The organism is Mycoplasmopsis arginini (assembly GCF_965278885.1).
Taxonomy (GTDB): Bacteria; Bacillota_I; Bacilli_A; order Mycoplasmatales; family Metamycoplasmataceae; genus Metamycoplasma; species Metamycoplasma arginini_B.
In genome coordinates this window covers 65,727-90,019 of record NZ_CBDIHE010000001.1, presented here as the reverse complement: position 1 = coordinate 90,019, position 24,293 = coordinate 65,727, and the positions used below count along the sequence as shown (strand labels likewise).

14 protein-coding genes, 2 tRNA genes and 1 riboswitch are annotated in these 24,293 nt (G+C 26.2%); of the genes, 2 read left to right on the top strand and 14 right to left on the bottom strand.

Going from position 1 to position 24,293, the window contains the following annotated elements; all coding sequences use genetic code 4:
* Positions 1 to 36: 36 nt before the first annotated feature.
* The 10 genes from ACQW0Y_RS00375 to ACQW0Y_RS00330 form a co-directional block, all read right to left on the bottom strand.
* A complete protein-coding gene (locus tag ACQW0Y_RS00375; protein WP_427867224.1) occupies positions 37 to 339 on the bottom strand; it encodes a hypothetical protein in 303 nt (100 codons plus the stop codon).
* On the bottom strand, positions 340 to 1,260 hold the full coding sequence (locus ACQW0Y_RS00370; protein WP_427867223.1) for an ABC transporter ATP-binding protein: 921 nt from the start codon (positions 1,258 to 1,260) through the stop codon (positions 340 to 342).
* Entirely contained in the window at positions 1,260 to 9,623 is an 8,364-nt protein-coding gene (locus ACQW0Y_RS00365; RefSeq protein ID WP_427867222.1) for an FtsX-like permease family protein, read from the bottom strand. The genes ACQW0Y_RS00370 and ACQW0Y_RS00365 overlap by 1 nt, the downstream gene beginning before the upstream one ends.
* 121 nt (positions 9,624 to 9,744) lie before the next feature.
* The gene (gene rsmG / locus ACQW0Y_RS00360) at positions 9,745 to 10,464 is read right to left on the bottom strand and encodes a 16S rRNA (guanine(527)-N(7))-methyltransferase RsmG (RefSeq protein WP_427867221.1); all 720 of its coding nucleotides are present in this window, start codon (positions 10,462 to 10,464) and stop codon (positions 9,745 to 9,747) included.
* Positions 10,436 to 11,407: a ribose-phosphate pyrophosphokinase gene (locus tag ACQW0Y_RS00355; RefSeq protein WP_427867220.1), complete on the bottom strand. Its 972-nt coding sequence runs from the start codon at positions 11,405 to 11,407 to the stop codon at positions 10,436 to 10,438. Before ACQW0Y_RS00355 ends, rsmG begins: the two co-directional genes overlap by 29 nt.
* 142 nt (positions 11,408 to 11,549) lie before the next feature.
* On the bottom strand, positions 11,550 to 14,342 hold the full coding sequence (gene mgtA / locus ACQW0Y_RS00350) for a magnesium-translocating P-type ATPase (protein ID WP_427867219.1): 2,793 nt from the start codon (positions 14,340 to 14,342) through the stop codon (positions 11,550 to 11,552).
* A gap of 193 nt (positions 14,343 to 14,535) precedes the next feature.
* Positions 14,536 to 15,279, bottom strand: coding sequence for an ATP-binding cassette domain-containing protein (locus ACQW0Y_RS00345; protein WP_427867218.1), 744 nt, complete (start codon positions 15,277 to 15,279; stop codon positions 14,536 to 14,538).
* A 106-nt stretch (positions 15,280 to 15,385) separates the two neighbouring features.
* Positions 15,386 to 16,351, bottom strand: a complete 966-nt coding sequence (locus ACQW0Y_RS00340; RefSeq protein ID WP_427867217.1) for a lactate/malate family dehydrogenase — start codon at positions 16,349 to 16,351, stop codon at positions 15,386 to 15,388.
* On the bottom strand, positions 16,344 to 17,687 hold the full coding sequence (locus tag ACQW0Y_RS00335) for a glucose-6-phosphate isomerase (protein ID WP_427867216.1): 1,344 nt from the start codon (positions 17,685 to 17,687) through the stop codon (positions 16,344 to 16,346). The genes ACQW0Y_RS00340 and ACQW0Y_RS00335 overlap by 8 nt, the downstream gene beginning before the upstream one ends.
* Positions 17,677 to 18,012, bottom strand: a complete 336-nt coding sequence (locus ACQW0Y_RS00330; protein ID WP_427867215.1) for a hypothetical protein — start codon at positions 18,010 to 18,012, stop codon at positions 17,677 to 17,679. Before ACQW0Y_RS00330 ends, ACQW0Y_RS00335 begins: the two co-directional genes overlap by 11 nt.
* A 109-nt stretch (positions 18,013 to 18,121) precedes the next feature.
* Positions 18,122 to 18,209: riboswitch (TPP riboswitch) on the top strand.
* A 43-nt stretch (positions 18,210 to 18,252) separates the two neighbouring features.
* Here ACQW0Y_RS00330 and cypl point away from each other — a divergent pair.
* Positions 18,253 to 19,404 (top strand): ABC transporter thiamine pyrophosphate-binding lipoprotein p37/Cypl, encoded by a 1,152-nt coding sequence (gene cypl / locus ACQW0Y_RS00325; protein ID WP_427867214.1) that lies wholly within the window; start codon positions 18,253 to 18,255, stop codon positions 19,402 to 19,404.
* Positions 19,405 to 19,748: 344 nt separating this feature from the next.
* Positions 19,749 to 21,062: an ABC transporter permease subunit gene (locus ACQW0Y_RS00320; RefSeq protein ID WP_427867213.1), complete on the top strand. Its 1,314-nt coding sequence runs from the start codon at positions 19,749 to 19,751 to the stop codon at positions 21,060 to 21,062.
* A gap of 44 nt (positions 21,063 to 21,106) precedes the next feature.
* On the opposite strand, the gene ACQW0Y_RS00315 is transcribed toward ACQW0Y_RS00320, so the two are convergent.
* The 4 genes from ACQW0Y_RS00315 to ACQW0Y_RS00300 all read right to left on the bottom strand — a co-directional run bounded on the left by ACQW0Y_RS00315 (position 21,107) and on the right by ACQW0Y_RS00300 (position 24,135).
* Positions 21,107 to 21,182 (bottom strand) — tRNA-Lys (locus ACQW0Y_RS00315).
* A gap of 3 nt (positions 21,183 to 21,185) precedes the next feature.
* Positions 21,186 to 21,272 (bottom strand) — tRNA-Leu (locus tag ACQW0Y_RS00310).
* Between the two features lie 129 nt (positions 21,273 to 21,401).
* Positions 21,402 to 23,501 carry a DUF885 family protein gene (locus ACQW0Y_RS00305; RefSeq protein WP_427867212.1) on the bottom strand — a complete coding sequence of 700 codons (2,100 nt, stop codon included), beginning with the start codon at positions 23,499 to 23,501 and terminating at the stop codon, positions 21,402 to 21,404.
* An 82-nt stretch (positions 23,502 to 23,583) separates the two neighbouring features.
* A complete protein-coding gene (locus tag ACQW0Y_RS00300) occupies positions 23,584 to 24,135 on the bottom strand; it encodes a hypothetical protein (RefSeq protein ID WP_427867211.1) in 552 nt (183 codons plus the stop codon).
* Positions 24,136 to 24,293: the final 158 nt, after the last annotated feature.

Genomic DNA, 24,293 nt, shown 5'->3' with positions numbered 1-24,293 from the left:
AACCAGAGATATCTACTCTGGTTCTTTTTTTATTTTTTATCTTTTCGATTTATTTTCAGCGCTTCTTTTTCAGTCAAGAATTCTTGCTATTAGGAAAATAATTCCAGATACTATTATAGTAAATATTGCTAAAATGCAAAATACTAATAAAACCTTAGTAAAGTATGAAACTAAAACTAATAGGAAAATTAGAATTGGTAATAATGCTGATAATGAACAATATGAGGTAGTAATTAAAGCTTTCTTAATTGGTTTTTTAAATAGGAAAGCAGAAATAGTAATTACTAATGCTGAAAGTCCAAAAGATAGAATTAAAAATACTATTGTTATTATATCCATTTAAATCTCCTTTTTATTTTTCTCAATTAATCATTTACGATCTTGTAATATTATATCTTTAATGTGACCTAATTCTAAATAAATAACTTTATCAGCCATTTGAGCTACATCAGGGTCATGAGAAACAATGATTATTGTTGTTCCGTAATCACGATTAATTTCTTGTAAAATTTTTAAAACAATTTGACCAGTTTTTTCATCAAGGGCCCCAGTTGGCTCATCAGCTACTAAGATATCAGCGTTTTTAGCAATAGCTCTTAGAATTGATACCCGTTGTTGTTGCCCCCCAGACATTTGTGATGGATATTTAAACATACATTGTTCTAAATCAAAATCTTTAAATAACTTTTTAATATCTAAATGTTTTGCTTTATCTTTTTGTAAGTATGCACCAGTTTCAACATTGTCATAACTATTTAAATTTTGCAATAAATTATAATTTTGGAAAATAAATGAAATGTTGTTTCTTCTAAAAAGTGTTTGTTTTGAATCACTTAAGTAAGGTAAGTTAACATCATTAACAATAACCTTACCACTGGTAGGACGGTCTAAAGCACTAATTATATTTAAAAGTGTTGATTTTCCTGAACCAGATTTACCATATAAAATTGCAATTTCACCTTTTTTAATTGAGAAAGAAATACCTTTTAAAACATCAGTTGCAACATTACCTGATAAATAAGTTTTTTTAACGTCGCTAACTTCAACAATATTACCTTCAGAATTTTTTTCTTTTTCTAATCCATCTTTTTTACGTGGTTTGTTATTAGCTAATTTATATTGTTTTAAAGTATTTTTATCCAACACTTTAACAGTTAAACCTTCGTCTTGAATTTCAAAAGGTTTATCGTGTTTATGAATTTCAATTGGATTTAATTCATTTAAATTATTATGTAAATCTTTTTTATTTTTTCTTGGCATTATTTTCCTTTCAGAGCATCAACAGCTTTAACTTTATTTAAACTCTTTCATGTTGCCATAGATGTTAAGATAAATACTGTTAAGCAAATTGTTGCTGAAATAATAATTGTTGAGTAATGTAAAACTAGTGGAAGAATAATTTGTGATGTCGCCATCATAAATGCATTAAAGACTGATATTAATAATAATGTAACAGGAATCATTAATAAGCAGGCAAAGATAATTGTTGGAACAAAGTTAGCAAAGAATAATGAAATTTTTTCACGGTTTGTATAACCTAATACTGAGAATGTTGCTATTGATCTTTGGTTAGATGCAATCATAATGTTTGTAATAACAATTAAAATGATAATTGAGATTAATAATGACATAACAATAAATGCAATTAAAATAATATTAACAGTTTCTGAAATTCCAGAAATAAATCCTGCTTCAATGTCTTTACTATTAACATCAAATGAAGCACCAAACATTATATTTTTACCATAAATTGTATCTGGTTGTGTTCCATAGAATTTAGTTAGAATAGAACGTGCCATATTCTTAAATTCTTCATTCGAATTAGCTTCCTTAACAATTTTTTGGAATTTTGTTTCGTTAATATTTAATAATTTAAATAAAACATCTTTGTAATTTAAATTTGCTTCGGGGTGAGCTTGATTATAAGCGTTAACATTATGTTCATATACTGAAACGTAGTTAATATTTTCATCTGAAATAAATATTCTCTTAAAGAATTCTCAAACAGTTTGATCGCTAGCGCCATCTACTTCGAATGTTGCTGCAGCCCCTCAGAATCCGGTTGATGAATATGTTGTTAATGTATCAATGGTTTGGACAGGAGTAATATCATTTGATAAGATACCATTAAATGCTTCGTATTTTCTATTGAATAGTTTGGTTAATTCTTCTTTTTTACTTGGATTTAAATAAATTGCATTAACTAACTCTTGTTTACGTGCATCTTTTAGACGTTTAGTTAAAGTATCATAACCTAAAATCTTATCTAAGATATCTTTTCTTGTAATCATTTCGGTATTAATATATGTTTCAGAAATATCAATAACCTCAAATGTATATTTAGTTTTTGGAGCCTTCTGGAATAAAGCGCGATGGCTAAATCGATCAACGTGATTCAATAATTCTACTTCAATTCTTGATCCGATTGATAAACGGTATTTTTTCTCAGCTACAGTGTTAATAATTAAAGGAATTGGTGTATTTTCTTGATATTTATATTTAGCAAGTTTTTCTTGTAGATTTTCATTTTTATTATTATGCATTGAAATAAACTTACTATCTTCATAATATCCATAAATCTTCATTTCTTTATTGTCGTACAATGTTTTAGCATAAGTGTATTTTTCATTTGTTGTATTATTTCAATAAATACCACCAAATGATACAAAGAAATCTAACTGATCAATTTTACGGTAAGCATTAACTAAGAAGTTTCTATATTCTTGACGATATCTTGAAGTTGAAACAGCTTTTGGTTTATAGTATGTTTCATTTACTGGATCTCATTCAACAAATTTAAATTGTTCACTAATACGTCCAGTGTTTTGTTCATTTTTATATCTTCCTGAATGAATGAAGTAGAAGAAACTGGTTCTATTACTCATATCTTCAGGTTTATTTTCAGCTAAATCTTTCTGGAATTTTTCTAAATTATTTACAGCAATAATATCGTCTATTGAAGAACCATTAACATCTAAATAATTTTCTTTATTCTTTAATTTTTTAATATCAATTAAGTATTGAGTATTTTGCATTTGTTTTGAAACACGTTTGAAAATTTGTGCTACTCTGGCTCTTTGTGTTTCTGGCATATTTGCATATGTAATGTCTCAAGGACTTAACTCAACAGATAAATCCATTAGAATATCTAGTGATGACTTAGTTAAAACCGTTGGTGCATAAGGACGTTGAATAACGTCGGTATTAAATGAACTACCTGGTCTTAAGAAGTTAGGGTTAGAGTAATCTAATTGACTTCCATTTGATGATGAATTTCCTGCTAAATCATTAGGAACATATAATAATGAATTAATGTCGTCTTTATTATAAGTTACATAAGGTCCACCTTCAGTTGTTGGACTTTCTAAATCTAACTTAAATTTATATAAACGGTCTTTATATGTTTTAGTAATTGCTTTATTAAAAATATTATTTGAAGATAAGAAGAACATTGAAATTAATGATGTTGTTGAAAAGGCTAAGAATAATGAAAACATTTTTCAGAAATTATTTAATGCCATCGAAGCTATAAATCTTGCTTTGATTGGTAATTTTCTAAACATTGCCGAAACTCTTTGTGCAAAGTTTCCAACACTAACCTCAGTTAATCCACTCATTAATTCAATTGGTTTTTTCCGAACTGAAATAGCTGTTATGATAAAGATTAATAAGCTGACAAAAATAAATGGAATAATCGTCGTTCCTAAAATTGCCAGTGCATGAACCGGAATAATATTATTTTCCAGTGTTCAGTAAGATGATAAAACATTCATTGCCGGTTTTTGAAGAGCAAAACCTAGAATATATCCACCTAATGAACCGATAATTGCTGGTATTCAACCAAAAGCACAAAATGCTAACGCAATTTTTGAAGTTTTATAACCTTGTGCTCTTAAAATACCTACAACCTTGTTTCTTGCTTCAATATATCTCTTCATAATAAAGTAGATAATGAAAGCTACTAGGATTGTTAAAACAGTAATTAGATATAAATTTGCATTTTTAATTGAGTTAACAATTGATCTAATTGTAACAATTCTAATTTTTCTTTCAGGGTTAATATTATCTAACTCATCTCTTAAATATACTTTCTTAAATGAGTTTGGATTTATTCTATTTATATCTTCACTAAATTGTTTTTGAAGTTGTTCAGGGTTTTTGTTTTCTAAAAATCTTCCTCTTGCATCAGTTGGGGCCTTAACAAGTGCATATGTTTTAATAGCAAATGTTGGATATGCTGAATAGATACGTTCAAATCCTTTTGAGTTAACATAAACAACCGCTTGTGAATTAGTATCAACTTGAATATTTTCTTCGTTAATTACAGGATATAAATAATCAACACTTGAGTCAATACCGATAATTAAATATTCTTGTGTATTAACCTTAACCTTGTATTTATTATCTAAAGAAGCAATAAATAATTGCATCGCATATGGGTTTGATAAATATTTACTAATGTCACCAGTATATACTTCTTTTCCATTTTTTGAAGCATAACCATAGTTAATTTTAGCTACATATGAACCAGAATCAGAATATGAAATTAAGTTTGATATTTGAATTGGTTCAATAATTTTGTAAAGAGATTTTTTAATTGATGAAGTAACATTAATCCCAAAAATTTCTAGTTCATTACCGTTTTCATCCGTTAATAATTGGTTAAATAAGTAATTAAAGTTTGATAAGTCTAGATCAACTGCAGTATCGCTTTTTGATTCAATGTATTGCACTGAACTATCGAATTTTTGAGTTAGTCCTTCAATTTGATATAGGATATCTTGAATATTTGAAGATTTTAAATTGTTTAACATCTTTTTAACAATATAAGCAAGATTACCCTCATTTGGATTAGGGCTTAAAGCATAATATAAAGGAATCTGTGGGAAACTTAAAAGAGTTAAAGGATTTAATAAGTTTTTAGGAATATTTAATAAGGATAAATGGTTACTTAAGTTTGCATTTTGTGTTGCCATCTTAAATGCTAAATCAAATTCATAATCATTATTAATTAATGGTTTTATTGCTGTATTTTCTTCGTTTGTAGCTAAAAATGAATCTAAGAAAGTGACTAAACTTCTGTTATAGAAAGTTGCCATTTGCGAAGCTGAAGCAATGTAACCAAAATTGTAAGTTAATTCGTTTGAATTTTTAACTAATAAATCTAAAATCTTATTTATAATATCTTCTTTAATTTCTGCATAAGCTAAATTAGATTTGAAGGTATTAATTGCTGTTGAGTTTTTTAGTAATTCAACCAATTCTTTATTTGCTAAGTTTGTATGTGCATGTGCATAAGGAATTTTTAATAAAGTGGCTTTATATTCGCTATCGCTACCTAAAACACCCATACTTGGAATTGGGTTTACAACTTTATCATAATTAGTCATCTTAGATGATATTTCTGGGTTAAGTGCTAAATTATAAATTTCTTTTAAAACTAATTTAATTTGAGCAAAAGATAATGTTTTATTAAATCTTTTTTCAATAATTCTTTTTCCAGTTTTTTCATCAATTGTTATTTTATCTTCTAGTCTTTCTATTCTATTTAAGAAATAAGCAAGCTTAATTCAAAGACTATATAGAATAAAATTATTCTTAATAATTGAGTTTTCACCTTCGCTCATAAATGATGAAGCAAAATATTTTGCTAATAAATTATGTAATGTCTTCAAGATTTCAATATCATCTTGTTTTTCTTTATTATTAACATCGATTATTGCTGATAAATAAGCTAAATCTCCATATGAACCCGGTTGTAAGTTATTATCTTCTAAAACAAAATTAAAATTGTTATTCTTTGGTTTTAGATTTTTTAGTTTCAATAATTGAACAAATTTATAATATTGTTCCAACTTACTTAATAATGTTTCTAAATTATTTAGCTCAATTTCATTAATAAGTGCTTCATTTTTGATAAAGTCAAATTCTGATTTTGTTAATTTTAATAATTCATTATTTGAAATTGCTTTATTTACTTTAAAAATAACTTTTTGAATATCAACTAAATCGTATTTATTTATTTGAACATTATATGAAGAAGGAACACTAGCTTCACTAACATCATTTGGAAATGCTAATTTAGGTAAGATTGCTAAATCAAGCAATGAAACTTTACCTTCTTCAGTTGTAGGAATAGCAATATTTAATTCTTTTATAAAATTATCTGTTTTGTTTGAGAAGTTAAATATTTTAATTAAAGCATTTTGAATTTGAATAATCTTGCTTGAAGAAATTTCATTTTCCCTAGCTAAATTTAATGAAGACATAAATGCAGCTAGATAATCAGATTGGTTTAAATATTCTGTATTATAGTCATTATAAATTTTATTATTTGCTGTAATTGGATATTTATTAACCTTAATTAATTTATTTAAAGAAGTTGTAAATTGTTCAACACTAATGTTTGAAAAAATACTAAATAAACCTTCATTAATATTTGCATATGAACCGTTTTTGTTAGCATCTAAAGCTTTAAAGAATTTCTTAGCTTGTTCTTTGGTTTCGTTGCTTAATTCTTGGTTTGCATTCTTGTATGCATTAACTCATTTTGAATAATAACTGCTTGTTTGATCTGGATTTAGAATTTTTCCAAAATCAACTAAGTTAATTAAATCTTTAATTGCATTTTTAAATTGACTTTCCTTTACAGAACTTAATAATGAAATAATCATTCTTTCATGTGACATCGTTCAATATGTGTCATTTACCGCTGTAAAAGGTTTATAAGGATGACGGTCGTATCAATCATTAATAATTGCTGAAAATTTAATAAAGTCTATTGATGAAACAATATTACTTAAAATATCAAAAATTCTTTCTTTATCCTTTACATAAATAAATAAATCTTTTAATGATATTTTTAATTGAGGAATAATGTAAACTTTTGAGAAATTAAAGATTGCACTTAATTTATTAATTTGCGAAACTAAATAATTATCTCTTTCTTCAGTTGTTGAACCTGAGGCTAGATATTGTTTCTTAAAGTATTGGAAAATCTTATTAAAGAAATTATGAATAAAGGCATTTGCATTAATGTTAATGTATTCTAAGTTTTGATTATTCTTTTGATTTAATGGCTTAACTAAAAACTTAATAACATCTAATAATGTTTTTTCTAAAATAAATGAGTTTGTTTTTCCAATAGCAAGTAGCGTATGTAGTCCATTAGCTTCAACAGAATCAGAAACAGCTTTGAATAAACGATAAATATCTTTACGATCAAATAATTTAGCTAAATCTGTATCAACAAAAACTGATTTTAAACGTTCAACTAATGTTTTAATTGTATTCTTTTGCGTAATTTCGGTTGTTAAATCATTTGAAATAGATCCAAAAGCAATTGGTAAACTAATTGAGTTTTTAAACTGATTATTAACTACTGCTCACCCATTTGGACCAATTTCACCACGAACAGTATAATCTTGCTCAACTAAGTAGTTATACACTTCATCAATAGTTAAATAATCTTTATTATTAATTAAAACTTTATTTCAAACAATTTCATCTGTAAATCCATCAATGTTACTTTGTGTTAAGAACACATATTTATTAGGGCGAGGCATAGCAATGGCTCCAACAATAGTTGAACCAAATTTTCTTTTCAATTCAGGTGTAGCTGTTGTTAGAGTTAAAATTTTGCCATTTAACAATGTTGGAATTTTTGTTTTTTCTAAAAAGTCATAATAATTTTCAAATCTTATATCGGCATTAAAGTAATTGATATTAGGAGTAAAGTTTTTGAAAATCGCTTCTACTAATGATCTTGTATAAACTGAAGGGATTTTTTGAATCTTATTACTGTTTTTATCTGGTTTTAATAAAAACTTATCAACGTTTTCATTTGAAATACTTGAATTTAATAATGAAGGATTTAAAGTTTCATTATATAATCTACCAACATTGTTTTTAAATCCAAGAATTTTCTTATCTTTATCACCCATATCAACAAAGTGAAATACATTTTTCTTTGCATTTTCTTCATTAACGGTTTCGACAGTAATTGTTTTTCTAATACCCAAATTATCTGCTCCAACAGTGCTTTCGATATCTTTTAAAATTGAAGATCTAGCAAAATTTAAAGCACCATTTCTAATAAAGTTTTGGTGTTCATTTAATTTTTCAACATTTGAAGCATATAAAAATTGTTCTTCACTTGGTTCAGCATCTGAAACCTCATTAAATTCGATTTGTTTAATGTTTCATAAATTTATTCTTTCTTGATTTTGCTTTTCAAGAGGAATATTCTTATTATTTTCTCCACCATTTCAAGCTTCTTTAAAAGTTATATTTAAATCATTTTTGTCAATCGGAGTGGTTTGAACAAATGTTTGCTTGTATTTATTACCGATTGAATATTTAATTGTTGTGGTTTTATCTCAATATGAGAAATATAATTTAGTCTTATATTCTTTAGGATTGTTTTTACTAAATTGTTCAATAAATTTGAAGTATGAACCTTTTCAGTTTGATTTTTCTTCATCTTTTAATTCATTTCAATTTAAAACATAACGATATCAATTATAAGAAACTAATTTTTCTGTTCTTTTAATTCAATCTTCTGGAATTTTGTAAATTTGATTAGATTGTAATTCTTGTAATAAAGGCGCGTCTGATTCAACTTTGTTAGCATCAATAAAATCGCCTAATTTAAATGTGTTAATTAACTTATCTTCATTAATAACGTTTCATTCATTTGTTTGTTTATCATTTTGAAGTTTAATTTTTGCATTTTGATAAGAATTATCTTTAAAGTATCATTTTTGATTTGTTTGGTCTTTTTCAAAACCCATAAGTTCTAATACTTTTTCTGAAGAAATGACATATAGTACACCTTCAGCTTTTCAATTATCATAATCTTCGGTTAAAAATGATGCTTGTTTTGTTTTGGTATTCAAAAATAGTGGAGAAGCTTCAATAACAGAATCTTTTACTGTTTGTTGACCAAAAGGACCCTTAGGACCATAAGCAATAGTTAAAATATCGCCTAACTTAACATTATTTTTTAAAGTAATAGTATCGTCATTATTTATTTTAGTTTTATTAGTTACTAAAACATATTTATTTCCCTCTTTACGAAATACTCTAAATTTACGATTTTCTCCTGAAAAAGTAAATTCTCTAATTTTATTTGGGTTAGGGTTTTCTTTATTGATTTCAAAATTAACACTAGTAACTCGACCAGATAATTGTTCATAATAAATTTTTAAAAAGTCTTCAGTTAATAAATAATAGCTATCATCAACATTTCAACCTTCGATAGTATCTTTAATTTTTATATAGTTTTGATCTTCACTTGGAAAATTAATTGTATACGAAACATTTGAACCATTTTTTGATGATTCAAATTGTATTGGTGAATTGACTAATGTGTTGTTATCTTTATCCACTTGGTTATAACCTTGATGAGGGATAATTCCTGATGGATTAATATCTAAATCTACCGTTAGATCATGTAATTTAGATACCTTATCATAGGCATTAATTGTTCTTGAATATGAGGTTTTAACATCATTTAATAATGTAAATAAAAATGTTGTTAAAAATATTAGTATTGTTAAACAAACTAATGTAACCTTGTTTTTAGCTAAAGATCTAAAAACTTCTTTAAATAGTCTTTTCATAATTTACCTTTCCATGTTTGGATAGTACAATTATATAGTTTATTAAATAATTTATTTAATAAAGAAGAAAAAAGAAATAAAAAATAAAAACCTACTTTATTAAAAAAAGTAAGTTTTTTCATTATTTTTTAAGATTATCTTTAATAATTAAAGCTCATTTCCTTGGAATAAAATCTGGTGTTTTTGAAGTTTTTTGATAATAAACTAGGACGTTATTTATACTAAAAAAAGTTTTTAAATCTAAAGCATTATATTTAATCTTTAAATTGTTTTGAATAAAACTTGAATTATCAATTTCCTTCTGAAAACTAGTTGATTTTAAAAAACAAAATGTAGAATTTAATTTACCTAAATGGTGAGATATTTCTACTAAGTTTTTTAATTCAGAAACCGCTCTAGCGCTAATAAAATCAAAAGTTTCATATTCTTTTGAATCTTCAGCTCTTAATTTAAGAACTCTAACATTTTTTAAATTACATTTTGAAATAACCAAATTTAAAAAGTTAACTCGTTTTTGCATTGGTTCATAAATAGTTAAATCAAAATTTGAATTATAAATAAAATAAGGAATAATAGGAAAACCTGCACCTGAACCTATGTCTAAAACATTTTTTTGATTTAAGTTCAAAATCTGATCATTAATGTTTTTAAAAATTAATATTGATTCAATAATCCCTTCTTTTATCAGTTTTTCACCATAAAATCCGGTTAAATTATATTTTTGGTTTTCTTCTTCTATTAAAGAATAATAGACTCAAAGTTTAGAAACTATTTCATTATTAGTTTCTCCTAAATATTCATTAATTAAATTATTAAACTCTTCCGTTGCTATAGTCTTCATAAATTTCACTAATTGAAGTATTATTAATATTTGCTTCGATAACTAATCCTAAAAATTCAGCCATTGATAATTCTTTTAATTTTTTAAAATGTGAAAGATGAGAGTGATCAGTTGAATTTGTAATAATTACCTCATCGATAATTGGGTTATTTTCAAACATTTCAAAACCTCTTGAAAATAAGCCATGAGTTGCAGCAATAATAATTTTCTTTGCTCCTTGTGCCTTTAAGGTTTCAGCTGCATGAATAATTGTTTCGCCAGTATCAATAATGTCATCAAAAATAATTACATTTTTATCCTTAACGTTACCTAACACACCCATAATTTCAGAAACATTAGGACCGGTTCTTCTTTTATCAATAATTGCAATCTGTTCATCACTATCTAGTAATTCTGACAATTGTCTTGCTCTTACAGCTCCACCGTGGTCAGGTGAAACAATAACAAATTTGTCTTTTCTTCCTCTTAATTCTTTTGAAAAAATAAATTGGCCTCTTAAATCATCAACGGGAATATTAAAGAAACCTTGTATTGAAGCATTATGTAAATCTAAAGTAATAAGTTTGTCTGCTCCAGCTGTTTCTAATAAATCTGCAACTAATTTTGCAGTAATTGGATGTCTACCACTTGTTTTACGGTCTTGTCTTGCATATCCATAATATGTAGTTACACAAATAATTCTTTTAGCACTTGCTCTTTTTAATGAGTCAATAAAAATTAATAAACTCATTAAATTGTCATTAACTGGTTTACCGGTATTATTGATAATAAAAACTGTTTTGTTTCTTACTGTTTCTTCAGGGTAAATAAGTTGTTCACCATCAGCAAAAACTATTTTATTAATTGGTTTAATTTCCTTATTTAAGTACTTTCCAATTTCTTTAGCTAATTTTTGGGAATTATCCATTCCAAAAATAATTACATTGTCTTCTGCTTTATTCATTTTATCTTTTTTAATTATTCCTTTTTTTAATTTTTACATATAAATTTTAATATATTAAATATTAAAGTTAATGTTTTTGCTACTTTTGTTTTTAAAATTAGAATAATTTAAAAATAAGCCCTATTAAAGGCTTATTTAATGATTATAAAAATTGTTTGTATATTCTCTTATATATTTTCTTTGTTATTAAAACTAAAATAGTATATGTAGATAATAAAAGCGCTAATCAAGCAAAAAATTCTGCTGGTAATGGTGATAATTGTAGTGAATCATTTACTTTTGGAATATAAGGAAGTGCTGTAACTATACCAACACCAACTAATGTGGAAATAATAACTGGTGTCGAGGCATTTGATTTAAACATTGGAACTTTATCTGTTCTTAATAAATGAATTACAAATGTTTGAGTTCACATTGAAACTACTAATCAACCAGATCAGAACATTAATTTAAATGCTTTTTGTTCTTCTGGTGTCAATTTAGTATAATCACTAATACTACTAAATGTCGAACCTTTAATTGCATTTGGTATAACTACAAAGAATAATAAACAAAATGCCATGATATCTACAATTGAACTTGCTGGTCCAAACCATAACATAAAGCGCCAGATTGACTTATGTCCCCATTGCCGCGGTGATTGAATAAATTCTTTATCAACATTATCCCATGGTATCGTTCCACAACAAAAGTCGTAAATTAAATTTAAGAAAATAATTTGTACTGGTGCCATTGGGATAAAAGGTAACATTGCTGAAGCAATAACAACACTAAAGATATTTCCGAAGTTTGAAGATACTGTCATTTTAATATATTTATTAATATTAGCGTGAGTTTTTCTTCCTTCAATTATTCCAGTTGCTAAAACATTTAAATCTTTTTCTAAAAGAATTATATTTGCTGATTCTTTAGCAATATCAACAGCTGTATCTACAGAAATAGAAACGTCTGCTACTTTCATTGCTGGTGCGTCATTAATACCATCTCCCATATAACCAACAACATGCCCATTTTTTCTTAAGATGGTAATAATTCTTGCTTTTTGATCAGGACTTAATTTTGCAAATATTTGTGTTTTTTCAACCTCAATTGCTAATTCGGTGTCCGATAATTTTGAAATATCTTTACCTAATAAAATTCTTTCATAAGGAATTCCTACTTTAGAACAAACAGCTTTAGTTACTAATGGATTATCTCCGGTTAGAATCTTAACCTCAACACCTAAATTATGTAGCTTTTTAATTGCATCTTCCGCTGAATCTTTTGGTGGGTCAAGGAAGGTTAAATAACCAATTAATGTCATATCTTTTTCATCGGCAACACTTAATTTACCAACGGCATCAATATGAGATTTCTTTGAAGCGACAGCAACAACTCTCATACCTTCTTCACTAAATTCTTCTACTTTATTTAAAACTTTACGTACAACCTTTCTATCTAAAGGCACTACTTTTCCATCTAAATAAATTTTGTTACATACATTAATAATTTCTTCAACTGCGCCCTTAGTAATTAAAGTTACCTTATCATTTTTTAATGATTTAACAAGAACAGACATTCTTTTTCTATTAAAATCAAAAGGAACCTCGTCAATTTTTAAATAATGAAGTTCTAAATTATCTAAAGATTTTTCTTCATCAGCTAAATCTAAAGTACGGTTAATAATTGATTTATCAAGTAAATTTTTTAAGCCTGTTTGATAATATGAATTTAAAAATGCATATTTTAAAACATGGGCATCTTCTTTACCATTAACATCTAGATGACGTTCTAAAATAATTTCATCTTGAGTTATAGTACCAGTTTTATCAGTACATAAGATATCCATTGCTCCAAAGTTTTGGATAGAATTAATATTTTTAACGATTGTTTTGGCTTTTCCCATAGCCATTGAACCTTTTGATAAACAAGCGGTTACAATCATTGGAAGCATCTCTGGTGTTAAACCGACGGCAATAGAAATCCCAAACAATAAAGCATTTATTCAAGCCGCATTACCTTCTAATTTTTGGTGCATTAATCCAACAATTAAAAATACCACAGGAATAACTGATGCAATAATAATTGTTAACATTATCGAAATCTTCTTAATTCCTTTTTCAAAATTAGTAGGAACTTGTTTTTCATTAAGTTTAGATGCAACTTTACCAATAAAAGTATCATTTCCGACAACTAAAACGATTGCTTTTGCTGAACCTGAAATAATATTTGAACCCATGAAAGCAAGATTAGGACGATCAGTAATATTATCATAACTTTTGCTTTTATCAATATCTCCGTATTTTTCTATTGCATCACTTTCTCCGGTTAGTGAAGATTGTGAAACGAATAAGTCTTTTGCAGATAAAATACGAACATCACCAGGAATTATATCTCCGGCTGCTAAGTGAACAATATCACCCACAACAATTTCATCCATTGGAATTTCCTTTAAAACTCCATTTCTCTCAACAAGACACGTTGTTTCAATAATTTCAATTAATTTATTAGCGCTTGAAGCAGATTTTTGTTCCTGGATAAAATGAATAATACTACTTGCAAAAACGATAATCAAAATAATAACAACAGTTATATAATTAACTTCATCTTTCTTTGATTGTGTAATTGGCAAAATAATATCAACAACAGCTGAAACAATAGCTAACACAAAAAGAATAATATTAAATAAGTTAAAGAAAGATCTAACTAATCTTTTACCTACAGTGTCAGATCCTTTTTTAGTAATCTTGTTAACACCATATTGATCTCTATTTTCTTCAACTTGGTCTTCGTTTGAAATACCATATTTAGAAGTATTGTATTTGTTATATAAGAAATCTAAATCAGCATCTGAAGCTTCTAATAATCTTTGATTAACTAAATTTCTCTTTAAATCTTGTTTACTTAACTTTGAATTTTTATTTTCTAAAAGTTGAATATTAGTTTTTTTACTCATGTTACCTCCTTTTTTATTATTGACAAAGGGGTGCTTTTAAACGATTAACAAAATGTGCTTAGTGAAAACACATTTTGTTTACTAGTTCGATCGCTACTTTGCACTTCCATTAAGTCACCTTTCATTTTATGTATAAATTTTACCCCAAAGAGTTAATTAAAAATTAAAAAAGTTATAAACGTGTTGTTTATAACTATGATTCGTATAATTTTTCCATCTCTTTTTTTGTTAAGTCTTTAGGATTTCCAATTTGAATTAATTCACCATTCCGAATAAAAATATATTTTGTAAAAAACCTTTGAATAATATTTAGATCATGAATATTAACTAAAATTGTTGTTTTGTAGTTTTTATTAATACCTTTTAGAATATTCATAATATCTTTTGATGTTTTAATATCTAAAGATGAAGTTGGTTCATCAGCTAAAATAATCTCTACTTTTTTTAATAACAGTTTAGCAATTTCAACACGGTGTTTTTGTCCACCCGAAAGATCAGACACCTTAGTGAAAATCTTATCTAATATGTTTAAACTTTCTAAGACTTCAAAAATTTCTGTTTTTTGTTTTTTAGTTAGTATTCTAAAAAAAGCAAAAAATTTGTTTTTATATGATGGATAAAAATGAAGAATATTTTCATAAATATTTAAATCTTCAATCAAATTAGTTTCTTGCGAAAGATAACCAATTTTTTTAACAACGTTTTTTCATTGTTTATTAGTTAATTTATCAATATCAGATTCTTTAATAAAAATATTTCCTGACTTTGTTTGCAGTTGTTTTAAAATCGCATTAAAAATTGTTGTTTTTCCAGCTCCGGACTTACCAATAATTGCAATCATATCACCTTTTTTAATTGATAAATTTAATTCTTTTAAAACAAGTTTTTTATCTTTTTGGTAAGAACCTGAGTAATTAACAAAATCTATATTTTTCATATCAAATATTATAATTAAAATAAAAAATAAAAATAAATATAGCAAATTTCAATTTTGCCAATTTTAAGTTGGGTGATTCAAATTGAAATTTACTATATATTTTTTATTAAAAATCTGGTTCAATACCTAAATTATTTAAAATTTGTAAAACAGTTTCTTTCATTTCTTTTGAATAAGTATCAAACATAATTTGTTCATCAATTTCTAATCTTATTTTTGGTAAATGACGATAACCGTTTTTTCCCAAAATAACAGGTAGTCCAAAATAAATTCCACTATTTGTATATTCTTTTGGTAGCTTAACACCTAATGAATATACTGATTGACGGTCAGTTAAAATTGATTGAGTTATTTCTGCCAAGTTTTCACCAATTCCGAAGTTAGTTATTCCTTTTCCAGTAATAATTTCAAAAGCCTCATCTTTAACTTTTTGGTTCAAATTATCTAATCATTCTCTTGTAATAGTTCCGTTTGCTAATCAGTCTTTTAATGACCCTAGTCCAATTCTCATTTTTGAAAAAGGGATTAAACATCTTGCTCCGTGTTCACCGATAACAAAGCCAGTAATTGAACCTGCTTTAACATTTATTTTTTCTGATAAGAATTTTTTCATTCTTGCTGTTTCAAGGATTGTACCAGATGAAATAACTTTACATGCTTCAAATTTAGTAACTTGTTGGTAAACAGAAGCCATAATATCAACTGGATTAGAAGCAATAATAGTTATTCCCTTAAAACCTGAGTCTTTAATTTTTGTAGCAATATCAGCAATTAATTTAGCATTATCTGTTAATAATTCTAATCTATCTTTAAGAACACCATCTTTTGGTTTTACAGAAGCTGTAATTACAACAATTTCCGCATCTTTTAAATCTTCATAACCACCTGCTTTGAATGTTGAACCATTATTTGCCATTGAACAAGCAGCATCATTTAAATCTTTTGCTTGTGCCTTAGCATATTCAACAAAAGCATCAACCAACACATAGTCAGCCTCAATTCATTTATTTAAAGAAGCATATAGAAAAGAAGATCCTACTGCTCCAACACCAATAATTCCAATTTTAGTCATTTTTATTTCCTCCAATTAAATCTGTAATTTTTTTATTCATCTCAATATTATAAGTCTTTAATCCAAAATCTTCAAAAGGATCTAACTTCATTAAATAAGAACTCATAATTGCAGCCCGGTGAATAAATGCTATTAATCAACCCAGAGTTTTATCTTCCAAGTCCTCGATAAGAATTTCAAGAAATGGTATTTGATTGATTAAATGGTAATCTTTTACAACTTGATTTAACAATTTATTTATTTTATTATAAGTTTGTTTCATTAAGAAACTTAAATCATCACCTTCAATGTCACTTGTTATAGCAATATTAAAATCATATAAAGGATTTTTAATAATTAAATGTGTATCAAACATCTTTCTTTGTTTGTTAAAAAAAAGATTAGCATTTGCTTTTGTCTCAGAAGGTTGAATATATGAATTAACACAAATCCCCCGATAACTTCGATATGAAGTTGAATTTAAATACATTGAAAAAAGATCAGCAAAGGCTTTATAAGTTTTTGATCCAACAATAATATTTTCTAATGAAAAAATGTCTTTCTCATCACGATTTTTTGTTTGCTTATTAAAAATATATCTAACTAGAGCATATTTATAAGCCGGATTATTTTCTAAAGAAGTATTACTATAGAATTCGTTAGCTTCTTTTGCTCCTTCTATATACTCATCAATATCAATATTAGCACAAGCTATTGGTAATAAAACTGCAGCTGAATAATTTAAAAATCTTTCAGTAGTATTATCTAATAAAACTAGATGATGATATTTTCTCGTTTGCACTAAGTTAAATAACTTTCCATAATTATTATTAGTTGTTACAAAAATATATTTTATAGCATTATTTCTTCCAACTTGATTATTAAGTAAGGAAATTAATTCTCTAAAAATAATTAGACTTTCAAAATCTTCGCCATTTTGAGAAATAATATTAATAGCAAATGACCTATTTTCTAAATATTGAATTAATTTAGCTACATCAATTCCATCATAGCTTTCATCAACAAAAATAATTTCTATCTTTTTGTTTTTCTTTGCACTTGAATTTGCTAAATTAATGATTCCTTCAGATTGCATACAAATATGTCTAGGAGCAATAACAACTAAAGTGTCAATTTTCTCATTTCAAAAAAACTTAACAATGTTCTTAATTTTTAGATAGTCGTTTTTTTGAATACATTTATCAACTTCAAAAAAACCTAAATTTTTCTGTCCAACCACTTCCTTAAGTGCAATTTTTTGATTTAAATTATTAATAATTTCTTTATATTTACCTTCAAATACTTCGGGTTGAATCACTTTATCGGAAATAAAATTAATTTTACTTTTAATCGCCATAATTAATTCCTTTATTTGTAAAATCTAATAATGAATCAAATTTTGCTTCCTTCTTATCTAATTTAAATTTAAAGGGATTACGTAATTCCTTTGGATGAATTTGTTTGAAAGATAATAACAATTCTGAATTTGGTAAGATTTCAATAATCTTAAGTTCTTTTATTTCATTTAACTTAAACATTAAACTTAAATCATTAACAAAATAATCACTAACTTCTGAAATATTTAAATAGCCAATTGTTGCTTCTTTAGTAATAAAAGTAACAACTTTTTTTGAAACTTTTATCACCTTAGCCTTTATTATTTGATTAATTGAATAATTCATTACACCTCTTTATTAATATATTAAATTATATATTTTAAAATTTAAAATTTAATATATCTTTATAAAAGAAGATAAGATTAAAAAACTTTTAAAATTTAATATAAAATTTTTTACAGAACAGGGGTGCTTTAAGCTGAGAAATACCCTCATTAGCTGATCCAGGTTATGCTGGCGTAGTGAGTTTCTTTTTTTAGCATCCCTTTGTATCTAAAGAATATGAAGGGATTTTTTTATAAACATATGAAACACAAAAAAATTAGTTTACTTTTAACATCAGGTGCTTTATTATTATCAGCACCTTTAATAGCAGCATCATGTAATCAAAAAGATGATATCAATAAAAAAACAGTATTAAACTTTGCTGTTAATGCACCATGATTCGGAAATAACGAACATAATTTTTTCAAAGAAATTATTAAAGAGTTTGAAAAACAAACTAAAAGAAAAAGCGAAAGTGAAGTTAAATACATTGCAGAAAATAATGACCTAGTTTCTTTAATAAAAAAAGGAACTAGTAGTATTGCAGTTTTAACTACACCTCTGTTTGTTTTACAAAGTAAAAACTTAAAAAATAATAATATTCTTCCAATTCTTCAAACAATGACAAGAGCTTTTAAATTTGACAAGAATTTTGAAGATAAATATAGTGATGGATCTGAAAATGATAAATTAAGAAAAATTGCTAAAAATCTGCAAGATTTATTTGATGCTAAACCTTATGCTGAATGAACAAATGAAGAATATCAATGAGATGGCAACATATATAAATATTTTTATGGTGACGAAGATGAATTAGTTGAACATTATCGTGGTTTAGTAATGATTCAAGGAACAGAAGAAGAAAGGGAAGCAATCAAAAATGCTTGAGTTGCAAAAGATTGAAATACTTTTAGAAATTTCGGAATAATAACTGGAAAACAAACAAGCGGATCAAAATACATTTTGCAAGAAGCTTTATTTAAAAAACATTTTAATTTAGAGGGAGATAAATTTGTTTCATTTGCCGAAGATAAATTACATAACTCAGATAAATATACAGTAGATAAGGCAAAAAATATTGCTAAGGGAGCACTTAAAAAATATCACATTGTTTTTGATGAACTTGCTTCTTTTGCATATACAAATAATAAAAAAGGTGTTTACTATACTCCTGAGGATGCAAATGTTAAGATTGAATTTTTAACAGCAACAGATCCTTTGAAATATAACATAATTGCCCTTGATAAAAATGCTTTTTCAATAAAAGAAGTAAACGCTTTAAAAAATATTATAATTAACATATGAAGGGATAAAAAGGATGATTACGGACCTACTGTCGGATTCAATGGTTATAAAATAATTGAAAATCCAGAAACAGAGGTTATTTCACCTTATGATAATATATTTAATTAAAAATGACATTAAAAAATGGGTTTTTTAGAGAACATTTGCAATTAAACAACACTATTTTGAAGAAAGGGCCTTTTCGTCTTTTTTGAAAAATAGGTTTTTTTGTTTTTATTGCTTTTTTAATTAGTATTTCAATTTATATTGTAAATTTTAGTTTTTCCAATAATGGTTTGAGCCTTTTTTTTGAAAGTTTAAAAGATTTTTTTAATCCTAGTTCTTTTAGTTCGACATATAATCATAATCTATTTTACATTTCATTTACTTTCCTATGAAATAGTATTAAATTAGTTTTTTTAAGTACTTTTTTTGGTTTTGTTTTTGCTTTTTTAACGGCTTATTTTTCTAATATGAAAACTAATTCTAAATATATTGCAATACCGGTTAAAGTTTTTGTAATTTTCTTAAGAATTTTTCCTGAATTATTTTTTATATATTTATTTAAGATTTCATTTGACAAAAATTTAGCTATTAGTTTAATTTATTGTTGATTTACCTGACTTTGATTACATGAGTATTTTTCACAAACGATAGAAAATGCTAACTTTAATATCTTTTATCATATATCTAAAGCAAAAAGTTCAAAATTTCGAGCTTTCTGAATTGAAATTTGACCACAAATAAGAAAGAAATTTATAAGTTATTATTTTTATGCTTTCGAAACAAATTTAAGATGATCTGCTATTTTAGCTAATTTAGGTTATTTAGGAATGGGAATTCTTATTAACCCACAAGAAAACCCAGTTAATTACTCACAACTTTTAGTTCCTTTATTAATATTAGTAAGTTTTTTATTTTTACTAGAAATTATTAGTGAGTATTTTAATAAATTCTTTTTTGTCTCAAAAAGCAGTAATAACATTAGTTTTAAAAAATATAATAATAAAAAAATAATTAAAAGAGTTTTAGCTTTATTCTTTATTATCATTGGAATCACAATAGCAATAATAACAATTCAAAATTTAACTAATCAACATTTTCATAAAACAGAAACTTTATATTTTTTCAAGAAAATGTTTCATGGTGATTGAACACAATTAACTTGAAACTTTAGTGATGATGGAATTTTTTGAATATTATTACAATTAATTGCATTAGTCTTTTTAACTTTTATATTAGTTTACATTATCTCTTATTTTAGAATGTTATTAATGGCTAAAAAATTGGTAGGAAAACCATTAGGAATGTTTTATAAGTATTTTAATATTTTTATAAGATCAATTCCAGTAGTTATTTTATTCTTATTAATTTCAAATCTATTTAACGAATTTTCAGCTGCTTTTGTTTTTGCTTTTGCAATTCATAGTTCTGCTTCTTTATCAAGAAATTTATATCAAACAATTAATAATGTTAGTGAAACAAAAATTTTAGAACTAAAAAAATTAAAATATACTAATTTTTGAATTTATAGAAACTATATTAGACCTAAAATTAAGTTGGATTTTATTACTTTTGCAAGTTTTGAATTAGAAAAAATAACTCGTAATTTTATTACTTATGGTTCACTTTCTTCATCATTATTAGGCCAAAAAGCTAATTTATCACGCGCTAAAGATATTGGGGATATATCGCCTTATTTATGAATTGGGTTTATTATAATTGCTTTTATTAATTTATTTACATACCTAATCAGAGTTAAACTAACTAAGCAAAAATGAATATAAAAAAAACAGGATTAACTCCTGTTTTTTAAGTCAGTCACCTGAAATGGTACGCCCTAGAGGATTCGAACCTCTGACCCAATGGTTAAAAGCCATTTGCTCTACCTTCTGAGCTAAGGGCGCTTCTGGTGCCCAGAACTGGACTTGAACCAGCACGGCCATTACAGCCAACGGATTTTAAGTCCGTAGCGTCTACCATTCCGCCACCTGGGCATTAAATAAATTTAATGCTATATTATTATAATACTTTTTTATAAATTTGCAAAAAAAATTTTTATTTTTAATTTATCAAAAAAAATACTAAAAACCAGCGCTTTTTTTGCTGGTTTTTAAATTAATAAATTATAAATTGCAATGTTTTTCAACAATTTCTTTTAAGGTCTCAATTGGTAAAACACCTGTTTCTAATAATAAATCAAAGAACTCTTTAATGTTTTCTTTATTTGAAACGAAGTCTTTTCTTGATAAACCTTTTGATTTACGTACTCTATCATATAGTTTTAACATTGCTTCTTTACCTGAGTTATATGATGTTGCTTGACCAGGTAGGTTTAAGTAACGTCTTGATTCAGAAGTAATGTCGCCAATACCTAAAGCAGAGTTGGCTTTTAGGAAGTTTCTTACATCTTGAATTGATGCTCCAGCAGGTAAGTCTTCTTTTCCTGTTACTTGACCATGTATTGCTGTATCAACTGCACGTCTCATGTTATTTAATTGAGCTTGATTTAAAGCGCCATAGTATTGCAACATGTTAGCTAGTTCAACTGATTTTAGAGTATGTTCTTTATCATCTTCTATTGGTTTAACTGATGAAACTAAGTTTCAATAAACCCCACCATGTAATTCTTTCATACCGTTTATTTCTTCTGGAGTTACATCTTTTACTTCTTTTGCTTTAACAAAATTTGTAATACCTTTTGCAAATTTGAAGTCTTTTGGTAAAGCATAGTAATCATTATTTTCAAAGTTAGGTGTTCCATATAAACCGGCTTCGATTCCAAATCATTGCGTAAATAGAGATCATCCATCCTTGTAAGAAGTGTAATTAAAGATATTACCAACTGTTAAACCATCTACTTTTTTAAGAAATTGTTTTGCATAATAAGTTTGGGTATGATGTCCCATAACGCTTTCATGATTTGCAAAAGATGTTACTGATCATTTTGGTAGGCTGTAATATGGGTCAACATTAAACATAAATGAACCAGAAGTATTTTTTTCAAAATGAATTTCTGAGTTATATGCTCCTACTCCACTTTTCTTACGCAATGAATAGTTATAGGTTTTAATACCATATTTTGGAACTTGTTTAGAAAAGTATGTAAGACCTTCTTTCATTGTTGTATCTCTAAATTGATTATATCCCTTAAATGCTTCTAAAGCACCATAATAGAATTGTTTGTTAGTAATTGAACCATAAGTGTCTTTTGAATCTTTTAGAAAATCATATCCAAATTCTTTTAAGTTTCTTCTTGCTTCTGCCAATTCGGGGTCGTTTTCTAATTGTGTTTTTCTTTCATCGGTATAGTATGAAGAATCTTCACGCCCAAAGAAGAATTCTTCTTGATTCATTCATACGTTAAACGCTTCTAAATTAATGTCACCTAATTCGTTTCTTATATTTAAAGTAACATGATTTATTTTATTTTTGCCTATACCATCAGAGTCATATTTAACTGTTGGTCTTCATTCTTCGTTATCATTTCCAGTTATCAATCTAGCTATAGCTTTTGCTATTAGTTTCATATTCTTAGTAGTTGTTTTTGTATCATTATAGCCAGAATCAAATATTTCTTGCGCTGAATCACTTGATGTTGTAGAAAATTTTAGAATTGAATCATAAATTTTCTTACCAGTTGTTGTACTTTCTGAACCAAGTATTGCATTTAAACCAACATTTTTAGCATTCAAGTCTTTATGAGTTAAACCTAAACCATAAATTGTGACTACTTCATTTTTTTCTTTATCAAATATTTCAATTGAGTTTTCCAATTCTAGGTTACCATTATTAGTTTTACGAACTTTTAAAGTTTCAATATTTTCACCTAATCCATGCTTTGAAGCCTTGTAATATTCTGTTGCATAAAATTTATGAAATTTCTTTGTTAGAGAATCAAGAGTTTTGTTTGCATCAATAATTTCAACAACACTTTTTTCATCATCTGTTCCTTTATAGAATTCTAGCAATTGTTTTCAATAGAAATTGTATAAAAAAGCCTTAACGTTATTTTTAATAGCAACTTTTGATAAAACAATATTTGATTCGATACCTTCCTTGAGAAGTTTTTGCATTTTACTTGCTTTTAGTCTAGTCATTCGATTAATTGAATTATAAAATGGATTTAATGGATATGCCAAAGAATATCCTGCTTCAAAATAAGCGCCTAATAATCTGCTTTGTGATAAGTAGGTTGATTTGGCAATCTCTCAATCATATTTCAACCCTCTAACTCAAGCAGTTAATGTAAGATCTAAATTATTTTTGTTTATTTCATCAAAATTATCTATTCATTGTTGATAGAAATTAACAATTTCTGCAACTTTTTTCTTTCTTAGGGTATTTTAAATCAATTTGTTTGCCAAATTCGAATTGATCTTTTTTGTATTTACGATATGCTAAAACAATATATTTTGCGGTATATTTTAAAATTGCAGGATATTCCTTAGCATTACCATTTTTTGCTATATCTCTTAATGGTTCATAAATAGCTTCGTTGATTACCCTTTCATAGTTTTCTTTTAACTTATTTACTTCTTGTAAAAGGTTATCCATTTTTTCAAATTTTGCTTGTGCTGAAGGAGTTTTTTTATCATCGATAGCATCATATTCAGCTTGAAGATTTGCTAAATCTTTAGATTTCTCATCTAATAATTTCTTATATTCAGTATTAGCTTTAATAACATCTTGTTCTGCTTTTATATATTTGTCTTCTAATTCTTTATTCTTGTCTGTTTTCCCAGTATCTGTTGATCTACTTTTAATAGCAATTGGGATTATTGCTAATAAACCAATTGTGACAACACTGCCTGCTACAATCCCCGATATCATAGCAGCTTTCTTTGCTTTTGGAGTCATATTCAAATTTTATATTCCTTTACTTTTAATAAAACATATAGTTTTGAAAAAATTCCTGTTTTTTTATAAATATAAACAGGTAACTTAATTGTAACCTTTTAAAAAGTAAAAATGAGTTTTTATTTTTTTGGCAAGAATTCTTCACATTTTTTGCTGTT